A 10,346-nucleotide genomic window follows, 5' to 3' on the forward strand; every position below is an offset into this window, starting at 1 on the left:
AACTTCTGGCAGATCTCGTTGTAGATCGGATCGACCTTCATCGCCATGTCGGCATCAGTCATCATCGGCATGTCGCGCTTGGATGGTTCAGAAGCGTTCACGGGTTTCTTGTCGTCAGGCATGCCAACCGGTTCCCACTGGTTTGCGCCGGCAGGGGATTTGGTCAGCTTCCATTCGTAGTCAAAGAGGTAGTCGAAATAGCCCATATCCCACTGCGTCGGGTGCTGGGTCCACGCGCCTTCGATGCCAGAAGTGAATGCGTTGGCCGCTTTGCCTTCGTGACCAGGGTTGTCCCAGCCAAAACCCTGATTGTGCACCGGGCAACCTTCGGGCGCATCACCAATCTGGTCCGCCATTCCGCCGCCACCATGCGCCTTACCAACAGTATGACCACCACACGTCAAAGCCGCGGTTTCCTCGTCATTCATCGCCATACGGGCAAAGGTTTCGCGCACGTGCAGCGCGGTACGTGCCGGATCAGGCTGGCCGTTCACACCTTCGGGATTCACATAGATGAGACCCATGTGCACCGCAGCAAGCGGGTTATACATGGTCGCCGGTTCATCAAGATCACCGTAACGGTTCTCGGACGGCGCAAGCCATTCCTCTTCGACGCCCCAGTTCACGTCTTCTTCGGGCGCCCAGACATCTTCGCGGCCAAAGCCGAAGCCGAATGTCTTTAGACCCATGTCTTCATAGGCCATATTGCCGGCGAGGATGATGAGATCGGCCCAGCTCAGCGCATTACCGTATTTCTTTTTGACGGGCCACAGCAGGCGGCGGGCCTTGTCAAGGCTCGCATTGTCCGGCCAAGAGTTCAGAGGAGCAAACCGGATGTTACCTGTGCCTGCGCCACCGCGACCATCACCCATGCGGTACGAGCCCGCAGAGTGCCACGCGAGGCGGATCATCAGTCCGCCATAGTGACCCCAGTCAGCAGGCCACCACTCCTGGCTTTCGGTCAAAAGTGCCTTAACGTCGGCTTTCACCGCGTCGTAATTCAGCGCCTTCACGGCATCGCGATGGTTATAGTCCGGGTCCATCGGGTTGGTGCGTGCGCCGTGCTGGTGCAGGATACCGAGGTTGAGCGCGCTGGGCCACCATTTGGTCACGCTGTTGCCTGTGCCGGTGTTACCACCGTGCATGATCGGGCATGCGCCTGCTTTGTCGAGATTATTGCCGTCCATGATCTTTCTCCCTCGCAAGTGAATCGGACAGGCCAATGGCCCGTTCTAGAATGGTTCTAACCATGCAAAACAATAAATTCCAATTGGATATTTAAAACGTTCTGATAAGTTTTCCAAATGATAGGCTTAACCATAAAACAGTTGCGATATTTCGATGCCTTGGCGCGGCACCAGCACTTTGGCCGGGCGGCAGAGTCCTGTTCCATTTCCCAACCCGCATTGTCGTTGCAGATCAAGGAGCTGGAGAACATGGCAGGCGCGGCGTTAGTTGAACGTGGTGCACGAACGGTTCGTTTGACCGCCATTGGTGACGACTTCATCCTCAAAGCCCGCGAAGTTCTGGTGGCGGTTGACGAGCTAGAAGACCTTATTCGCGCATCACAAGGGCCATTCGCCGGGCGCTTTCGCTTGGGCGTCATACCGACTGTTGCGCCATATCTACTACCCGACACGATCACTGCTTTGTCTGCACACTTCCCAGAGATCGAATTGGAACTGCGGGAATCAGTTACCAAATCCCTAGTGGCCGACTTGCTGGAATCCCGCCTGGACGCTGCCATCGTCGCACTCCCGATTTCGGAACCAGCCCTACGTGAATTTGCGCTTTTTCAGGAAGACTTTGTTTTGGTTCGACCTCTGAATGACGCCAACAAACCGGTGCCAAGTCCAGACATGCTCAAGACCATGCGCCTTTTGCTCTTGGAAGAGGGGCACTGTTTTCGGGATCAAGCCTTGTCGTTCTGCGAGATTACAAAAGCTCAGCCACGCCAACTGATGGAAGGCAGCTCTCTCTCAACGCTGGTGCAAATGGTTGGGGCCGGAATGGGGGTGACCCTAATCCCAGAGATGGCGATGCCACTTGAAACACGGTCAACGGATGTTTCGGTGGTGCGCTTTCCATCGCCCCGCCCGTCGCGAACTATCGGAATGGTGTGGCGCAAAACTAACCCACTTGGCGATCAGCTCATGCAAGTTGGCGCGATCGTGCGCGGGGTTGGTCAAAAAGAGAACTATTGATACCGAACTCGGTCAGAGACGGACCGAGTCACACTTTGCTGCAAGAATGACTCACTCTTCAAAATACATTACCGCACTGCTCCATTGACTTGATCGGCTAGAAGATACGCTCAATGCTCATTTTATGGGCGCTTTAAAAACCTTTGGCTATGCCATAGTTTTCAGCAGTTTGACTGCCAATTTGGCTGAGGCATCCGATGTTTTGCTAAATCGCGTCACGGAATGCGTCGGGCGCATGTCTGCGCAAATCGAACACCATTGGATGTTTGCAGAGACCTCAACGACAGAGATCGAGCGGCAAAGAGATCATTTGTTGGACATCCTTGAGGCGTTGGTTACGAGCGATAATGCGAAGTCTGCCCTCGCCGCTCGTATTAATGCCAAGGCGGCACATGCATCATTGCTAACTCAAGCTGCTTTTGCACGGGATGGCCGACAATCAAAATGGGCCGAAACGCGGGCTGATCGACAACTTGCTCTGTGCCGCGATATCTTGCTGACCCCACCCAAGAGCGACGCCATTCTGACGTCCTCACCGAAGCAAAACGATCCTCAGACACAGAATCAAGAAACCTGGCAAGCGTCCCAATAGAACAATAAGCTACGCCTATTCGCTTAATAATCATACAAAAGTGATAAAAGAGCCCAAAAATTGCGCATTTCTGGCGGATGGCAATACTGTAAGTAACGACTTTGTTCCTGCCATTAAAAACTGCAGCCTAGATACCGGCGGCTGGTGAGCACCATCAGCTGATCACGTGCGATGAAGCCGGCCGTTCAATTCCAGGCTCCATCGCACTCCGCAATAGACTTGCGTCTGCGATACTTGGGCCTTGATCTGCTATTGGCAACCATCGCAGCGCAAAACGTACAAAGGACGTTTGCATAATGTCGATGAAATTCTTCAGCTCTACCGCAGCAGCTGCTTTGATCGCCTCAACCCTCCCCGCATTTGCACAGGAAGCCAGCTGCCCGATCAAAGTCGGTGTCTTGCACTCCCTCTCTGGCACAATGGCCATCTCCGAGACCACTCTTAAAGACACGATGGAGATGCTGGTCGATATTCAGAACGATAAAGGCGGTTTGCTTGGCTGCGAACTCGAAGCTGTTGTCGTTGACCCCGCCTCGGACTGGCCGCTCTTTGCTGAAAAGGCTCGCGAGCTTTTGACCGTCCAAGAAGTCGACATCATTTTCGGTTCATGGACGTCCGTGTCGCGCAAATCGGCCCTTCCTGTTCTCGAAGAACTCAACGGCCTGATGTTCTATCCGGTTCAGTATGAAGGCGAAGAAAGCTCAAAGAATGTGTTCTACACCGGAGCTGCTCCGAACCAGCAGGCAATCCCTGCAACCGACTACTTCCTGGAAGAGCTTGGCGTTGAGAAGTTCGCGCTATTGGGAACTGACTATGTCTACCCGCGCACAACCAACAATATTCTTGAGGCCTATCTTCAGGACAAAGGGATCGCGGAAGAAGACATCTTCGTAAACTACACGCCCTTTGGCCACTCCGACTGGTCCAAGATTGTCGCTGACGTTGTGGCGCTTGGTGTTGACGGCAAAAAGGTCGGTGTGATCTCGACCATCAACGGTGACGCCAACATCGGTTTTTACAAAGAGCTGGCAGCGGCCGGCATTTCCGCTGACGATATCCCAGTCGTCGCATTCTCGGTTGGCGAAGAAGAGCTTTCCGGCCTCGATACAACCAACCTTGTTGGTCACTTAGCAGCTTGGAATTACTTCCAATCCGCAGACACCGAAGCGAACGAAGCATGGGTCGCGTCGTGGAAAGAACGCATGGGCGAAGAGCGCGTGACCAATGACCCGATGGAAGCTCATTACATCGGCTTCAACATGTGGGTGAACGCAGTCACAGATGCCGGCACAACTGACGTTGATGCAGTTCGTACAGCAATGTACGGTCAGGAATTCCCTAACCTGACAGGCGGAACAGCAGTCATGCTGCCGAACCATCACCTTTCCAAGCCTGTTCTGATTGGTGAGATCACCGAAGACGGTCAATTCGATATCATCAGCGAAACTGATCCTGTTCCGGGTGATGCATGGACCGACTTCCTGCCGGAATCCGCAGTACTGAAGTCCGATTGGGCTGAGCTGGGCTGCGGGATGTACAACACCGAGACCAGCACATGCGTGCAGATCAAATCGAACTACTAATCTGACCAACGCGGTGCGTGGGAAATCACGCACCGCATCCCACCCATCCCTCTTCGGGTGCGTGCGCCGCACGTCCCATTCAATACGGATGCCCCAATGCTGCGCTTAGCCGCTCTCTTCTTAATATCATTGTCCCTTGCCATTCCGGCCTCCGCCCAACAAGCGGACGCACCGATCCAGCAACTGCTCCAAACCCATAGTGAAATTCTGCTCAAAAGCTCGCGTCGGACCATTGGTCCAGCGGTTGATGGCTTGGCCAACTCCGGGCTCCCGGAAGCGCAGGTCGTTCTGGACAAGTGGCAGAACAAGGAAATGTGGGTCAACGAAGAGACAGGCCTTTTTGTCTATGCCGAAGAAGTAGGTCGCGACACCTTGCGCATTTTTGACTTCGCTGATGGTTCCGAAATTGGCGAAGTTCCGGACGACAGCTTTGACCAGCTCAAGCCGAATTCCGGTATCCGAGGCATGATCGCCACTGCACTGGTGCAGTTTCAGCTCAGCGACCCCAATGCCGACACACGCCGACGCGCACTGGACGCCATTGAACGCGGTGCCGAAGAAAGCCACCTTGCCGCGCTCCGCGCAAGCGTACCTTCCGAAACGGATGAAACGATCCGCACTCGCAAAGAGCGGCTTGAACGTCTTCTGACTATTCGCTTCGGCGAAACCAACGAAGAGCGGATCGCAGCCATCCAGAGCTTTGGCGGCGACTTGAGTGTCGATGTTCGCGCCGCACTTAACCCCTTGTTGACCGTCCGCATTGAAGCGGCGGAAACGCTTCCCGAAGCGGCCGACATTGGTCGCGTTCTCACACCTGGCAGCGAAACCTTCCCAAGTGAGGAGGCTTATGAGCTGCTGGTTCGTGCAGACCTCGCCAAACCGCGCATCAGCCGCGAAGAACAGCGCGAAGCGCTGATTTCGAACATCGCAGACGGCCAGGTTGCCGGCATTCAAGTCGCAACACTTGACAGCCAAGCGGCCCGCGACATGGCCTATGCTGCCCTTGCAGAACAAGGCACCGTGACGGCTGTTGCGACTGAGACCGAGGTTGACGAGCGCCTCGCCAATCATGTTTTCTACGAACGCTATATCGGTGCCCCGCCCGAGGTTGTCGCCGCCGCGCAATTGGCGCTTAAAGCGATTGAGAACAAGGTTGCTATAAACCAGGCATTTGACCTTGGCCTTGATGCCCTGTCTCTCGCCTCCATCTATTTTCTTGCCGCAATCGGCCTCGCCATCACCTTTGGCGTCATGGGCGTTATCAATATGGCGCATGGCGAATTTATCATGATGGGTGCCTATACCGGGTACGTCGTGCAGCTGTTCATCCCAGACTATACTCTGTCGATCATCGTCGCGATCCCTCTGGCCTTTGCCGTGACCTTTGGCGCAGGTGTCGCGATGGAACGTCTGGTGATCCGCTGGCTTTATCATCGACCGTTGGAAACGCTATTGGCCACTTTCGGCATCTCCATCGCGCTCCAGCAAATCGCCAAAAACATCTTTGGCACGCAAGCCCGCCCACTTACCGCGCCCGGTTGGCTTGATGGGTCGCTGGTCATTAATGACATTGTGTCGATCAGCTATATCCGCATCGCGATCTTCGTGCTGGCTCTGATGTTCCTCGCGCTGTTCCTTTTCGTGATGAACCGCACACGATTGGGACTCGAGGTCCGCGCAGTCACCCAAAACCCGCGTATGGCAGCGTCGATGGGGATCAACCCGGACAAGATCAACATGCTGACCTTTGGGTTCGGGTCGGGCATCGCTGGTATCGCAGGTGTCGCCATCGGGCTTTATGCCAAGGTCACGTCCGAGATGGGCAGCGACTATATCGTGCAATCCTTCATGACCGTTGTTGTTGGGGGTGTCGGCAACATCTGGGGCACGCTGCTAGGGGCCACGATGGTCGGGTCATTGCAAAAGGGGATTGAATTCCTGAATCCCTCGAACACACTGGCGGCACAGACCTACATGATCCTGTTCATCATCCTGTTCATTCAATTCCGGCCAAAGGGCATCATCGCTCTTAAAGGCCGCGCGGCAGAGGCGTAAGAGATGACCGACGCCGCCCTGCCCCGCCGCCAACCGTTTGCGCTCCGTTTTCCCTCGGTGATGATCTTTTTGGCCGTCTTGGCCATCTTCACTGTCGGTGTGACGATCCTGTCTGAAGGTTTCGGCATTGGTGTAATCTCAACAAGCTTCGTCAAGACATTGGGAAAAACACTCTGCCTGTGCCTCGTTGCTTTGGCGATGGATCTTGTCTGGGGGTATTGCGGCATCCTCAGTCTTGGCCATATGGCCTTCTTCGGTCTTGGCGGCTACGCGATCGGAATGTGGCTCATGTACGCCCGGACCGAGATCATTGTTCTGGAAAGCCTTGCCGCCGCCGAACTGCCCGCCACCCCGCAAGAAGTGTCTGACGGCATCGCAACGCAAATCTTTGGCGTCGTCGGCGCGTCGGAATTCCCGCCCATCTGGGCGGTCGCCCATTCCTTGCCTCTGCAGTTGGCAGCGGTCGTTCTGGTTCCCGGCATTCTGGCGCTCGTCTTTGGCTGGCTTGCGTTCCGCAGCCGGGTCACGGGCGTGTACCTTTCGATTCTAACCCAAGCGATGACCCTCGCTCTGTCCCTGCATCTGTTCCAAAATGACAGCGGCTTGCGGGGCAATAACGGGCTTTCAGGCCTGCAAAACCTTCCAGGTATGGCCGACACGCCACAATCCACCGTTTCGCTCTGGTTCTTCTGGGCGTCGGCATTGGCGCTTGGGCTCGGCTACGTGCTTTGCGCCTGGTTCGTGTCCGGCAAGTTCGGGTCCGTCATACGCGCTATCCGTGATGACGAAGCGCGCGTGCGCTTTCTTGGTTACCCGGTCGAGGCATTCAAGCTTGCGATATTTACCGTCACCGCCGTAATCGCTGGCATCGCAGGCGCGCTCTATTATCCGCAAGCTGGCATTATCAATCCGGCTGAACTGGCACCCATCGCGTCAATCTACCTTGCAGTCTGGGTTGCCATCGGCGGGCGTGGGCGCCTGTATGGCGCCGTGATCGGAGCGGCTTTTGTGTCGCTCGTATCCACTTGGTTTACCGGCGGACAGGCACCTGACATCAACCTCGGGTTCTACACGATCAGCTGGGTCGACTGGTGGACCGTTCTTTTGGGCCTCAGCTTTGTCTGCGTTACCCTTTATGCGCCCAAAGGCATCGGTGGTCTGGTCGATCTGCTTGTCGATCGCAAATCCCCCAACCGTCACGGTGCAGACCTAGGCCCCGACCAAGGCGCACTGCGTGAACAAGAGGCCGAAAAATGAGCACTCTGCTAGAAGTCTCGGGCGTCTCTGTGTCCTTTGATGGGTTCAAAGCCATCAACAACCTGTCATTTCAAATCGCTGACGCAGAACTGCGCGCAGTGATCGGACCGAACGGTGCAGGCAAGACTACGTTCATGGATATCATCACCGGCAAAACGCGCCCAGACGAGGGTCGCGTCATGTATGGTGACCGGGGCGACTCTCTGCTCAAGATGTCGGAAAGCAAGATTGCACAAGCAGGCGTCGGTCGCAAATTCCAGCGTCCGACCGTGTTCGAAGATCAAAGCGTATTCGATAATCTGATGATGGCGCTGAAGAAAACACGCGGTCCACTGGCGGTCCTTTTCTTCAAACCCACACAAGACGACACTGAAAAAGTTGCAGAGCTTGCTGAACAGATTGGTCTTTCTGGCGCATTACACCGCAAGTCAGGTGAGTTGAGTCACGGTCAAAAGCAATGGCTCGAAATCGGAATGTTGCTTGCCCAAGACCCGCGCCTGCTACTTGTCGATGAGCCCGCCGCGGGAATGACACCGGCAGAGCGCGAACATACCACGGACATCTTGCGCGAGGCGGCAAAGACCCGCGCGGTTGTTGTCGTTGAGCATGACATGGAATTTGTAAGACGGTTGGACTGCAAAGTGACGGTCTTGCACGAAGGTTCGGTGCTCGCTGAAGGCTCGCTGGACCATGTCACGAAAAACGAACAGGTGATCGAGGTGTATCTTGGCCGATGAAGTCCTCCGCACAAGCGGACTGACCCTACACTATGGCGGCAGCCAGATCCTAAACGGGATCGACATGGCCGCGGCCAAAGGCGAAATCACCTGCGTTATGGGCACCAACGGCGTCGGAAAGACATCGCTGCTCAAGGCGATCTCGGGCACCCACGCGTATTCTAGCGGCACACTTTCGCTAAACGGGGAAGAAATTAAATCCGCCACAGCGCACGCCTTGGCGCAGAAAGGCGTCGCCTATGTTCCACAGGGCCGCGATGTATTTCCTCTGCTCACAGTGCGCGAAAACCTAGAGACTGGTTTTGCTTGCCTTCCCAAATCTGAGCATCACATCCCCGACCACATTTTCGAGCTTTTCCCAATCCTAAAAGAGTTTCTTAACCGTCGCGGTGGCGACCTTTCGGGCGGGCAACAACAGCAACTGGCCATCGCTCGTGCTTTGATCACCAAGCCAAAACTCCTCCTCTTGGATGAGCCAACCGAGGGCATTCAGCCCAACATAATACAGCAGATCGGTCGGGTGATTGCCCTACTGCGTGAGCAGGCGGAGATGGCGATCGTTCTCGTCGAGCAATATTTCAGCTTCGCCTATGATCTTGGCGACCGTTTCTATGTACTTGAACGCGGTGCGGTGAAGATGAGTGGCCCAAAGGCCGATCTGGATCGCGACGCGTTGTTGGCAGGTGTCTCGGTCTAGGGACTTGGGCAAAGACAACGAAAACCGTGGCGTGACGTTCTACGCCACGGTTTTAACCTTGCAGACTTACTTCTGATCCGCCCGCTTGAAGGCTCCTTGAACGATACGGTCCATGACCATCGCGAGGAACAGGATGGCGAACCCACCAAGCAAACCTGGGCCTTTGGCCGCAAATTGGAGCGCTTCAAGGATTTCCTGACCCAGACCACCGCCACCGATGAGCGAAATGATCACGACCATCGACAGGCACATCAGGATCGTCTGGTTCACCCCAGCCATGATCGATGGCAGGGCCAATGGAATTTCCACATCCTTAAGTAGCTGCCATTTCGATGCACCAAAGGCGACAGCTGCCTCTTTGATGCTTTCCGGAACCCCACGCATCCCCAACGCCGTCAAGCGGATCACTGGCGGCATGCCGAAAATGATCGTGGCCAGAATGCCCGGTGGATTGCCGGTCCCGAAGAAGGCAATGATGGGGATCAGGTAGACAAAGGCGGGTAGCGTCTGCATGAGGTCAAGCACAGGTTCGGCCATTCGATAGGCCCTCTGCGATTTGCCAAACCAAATGCCGAGAGGAATGCCGATGGCAACGCAAAGCAACACCGCGGCTCCAACCAACGCCACTGTCTCCATCGCCAAAGCCCAGTAACCGAGAAGGGCCGTGTAAGCCATTGCAGCCACGGTAAAGATTGCCACACGCGGGCCAGCAGCACGGTAGGCCGTGACTGCAATCACCAGCATGACCACCGGCCACGGTGACCCATTCAATGCCAGTGTCAGACCGTCAAGAACCGTCCGAACACCCGTTACGATCCCATCAAAAACATCACCACCTGCTGTCGCGGCTGCATCAATCCGCGCTTCCATCCACGATGCAACAGCGCCAAAGAGCGTTCCCCCACCCTCGCCAAGCACGGCCTCAGACACCTGCCGTTCAGGAAACTCATCCAACAACTCCAAAGAGTTGCTGACGGTGAATTTGTAGATAATCAATGGTGCGATTGCTGCCGTCAGGACAATGCCCAGAACAAGGTTTGTGGTTGATCGGCCGCTTTCTGTCGCGGCAGGCTCTATTCGCCAGCGGGAATATTGTTTTTCGTATGCGAAATTCGCGTAAATGCCTTGCACCAATTTAAAGACCAGCAACAGAACCAAGCCGGTTACGAGGATCCCAAACCCCTCGGCCTGCGCTGCTTCGGCTCTTTCAAGGTTCTGATC

At 55.5% G+C, this 10,346-nt stretch carries 9 protein-coding genes; 7 read left to right on the plus strand and 2 right to left on the minus strand.

The window, feature by feature from the left end; translation table 11 throughout:
• On the minus strand, nucleotides 1–1,187 hold a 1,187-nt coding region (locus ACTG4M_RS16025), incomplete at its 3' end, for a peroxidase family protein (protein WP_439124668.1).
• Between the two features lie 117 nt (nucleotides 1,188–1,304).
• Between ACTG4M_RS16025 and ACTG4M_RS16030 the strand changes: the two genes are divergently transcribed.
• The 7 genes from ACTG4M_RS16030 (at nucleotide 1,305) to urtE (ending at nucleotide 9,125) form a co-directional block, all read left to right on the plus strand.
• A complete protein-coding gene (locus ACTG4M_RS16030; protein ID WP_439124669.1) occupies nucleotides 1,305–2,204 on the plus strand; it encodes a hydrogen peroxide-inducible genes activator in 900 nt (299 codons plus the stop codon).
• A 124-nt stretch (nucleotides 2,205–2,328) separates the two neighbouring features.
• Entirely contained in the window at nucleotides 2,329–2,796 is a 468-nt protein-coding gene (locus ACTG4M_RS16035) for a hypothetical protein (protein ID WP_439124670.1), read from the plus strand.
• 302 nt (nucleotides 2,797–3,098) lie between these two features.
• Nucleotides 3,099–4,379: an urea ABC transporter substrate-binding protein gene (gene urtA, locus ACTG4M_RS16040; RefSeq protein ID WP_439124676.1), complete on the plus strand. Its 1,281-nt coding sequence runs from the start codon at nucleotides 3,099–3,101 to the stop codon at nucleotides 4,377–4,379.
• A 96-nt stretch (nucleotides 4,380–4,475) separates the two neighbouring features.
• Complete coding sequence (urtB, locus tag ACTG4M_RS16045; protein ID WP_439124671.1) at nucleotides 4,476–6,434, plus strand: urea ABC transporter permease subunit UrtB; 1,959 nt, start codon at nucleotides 4,476–4,478, stop codon at nucleotides 6,432–6,434.
• Nucleotides 6,435–6,437: 3 nt separating this feature from the next.
• The gene (gene urtC / locus ACTG4M_RS16050) at nucleotides 6,438–7,691 is read left to right on the plus strand and encodes an urea ABC transporter permease subunit UrtC (RefSeq protein ID WP_439124672.1); all 1,254 of its coding nucleotides are present in this window, start codon (nucleotides 6,438–6,440) and stop codon (nucleotides 7,689–7,691) included.
• The gene (gene urtD / locus ACTG4M_RS16055; protein WP_439124673.1) at nucleotides 7,688–8,428 is read left to right on the plus strand and encodes an urea ABC transporter ATP-binding protein UrtD; all 741 of its coding nucleotides are present in this window, start codon (nucleotides 7,688–7,690) and stop codon (nucleotides 8,426–8,428) included. The genes urtC and urtD overlap by 4 nt, the downstream gene beginning before the upstream one ends.
• Nucleotides 8,418–9,125: an urea ABC transporter ATP-binding subunit UrtE gene (urtE, locus tag ACTG4M_RS16060; RefSeq protein WP_439124674.1), complete on the plus strand. Its 708-nt coding sequence runs from the start codon at nucleotides 8,418–8,420 to the stop codon at nucleotides 9,123–9,125. The genes urtD and urtE overlap by 11 nt, the downstream gene beginning before the upstream one ends.
• Nucleotides 9,126–9,191: 66 nt before the next feature.
• Here the strand turns inward: urtE and ACTG4M_RS16065 are convergent.
• Nucleotides 9,192–10,346 (minus strand): ABC transporter permease (locus ACTG4M_RS16065; protein WP_439124675.1); only part of this gene is annotated, 1,155 nt, incomplete at its 5' end.

This window comes from Marivita sp., from assembly GCF_965656765.1.
In the GTDB taxonomy this organism is placed as follows: Bacteria; Pseudomonadota; Alphaproteobacteria; order Rhodobacterales; family Rhodobacteraceae; genus Marivita.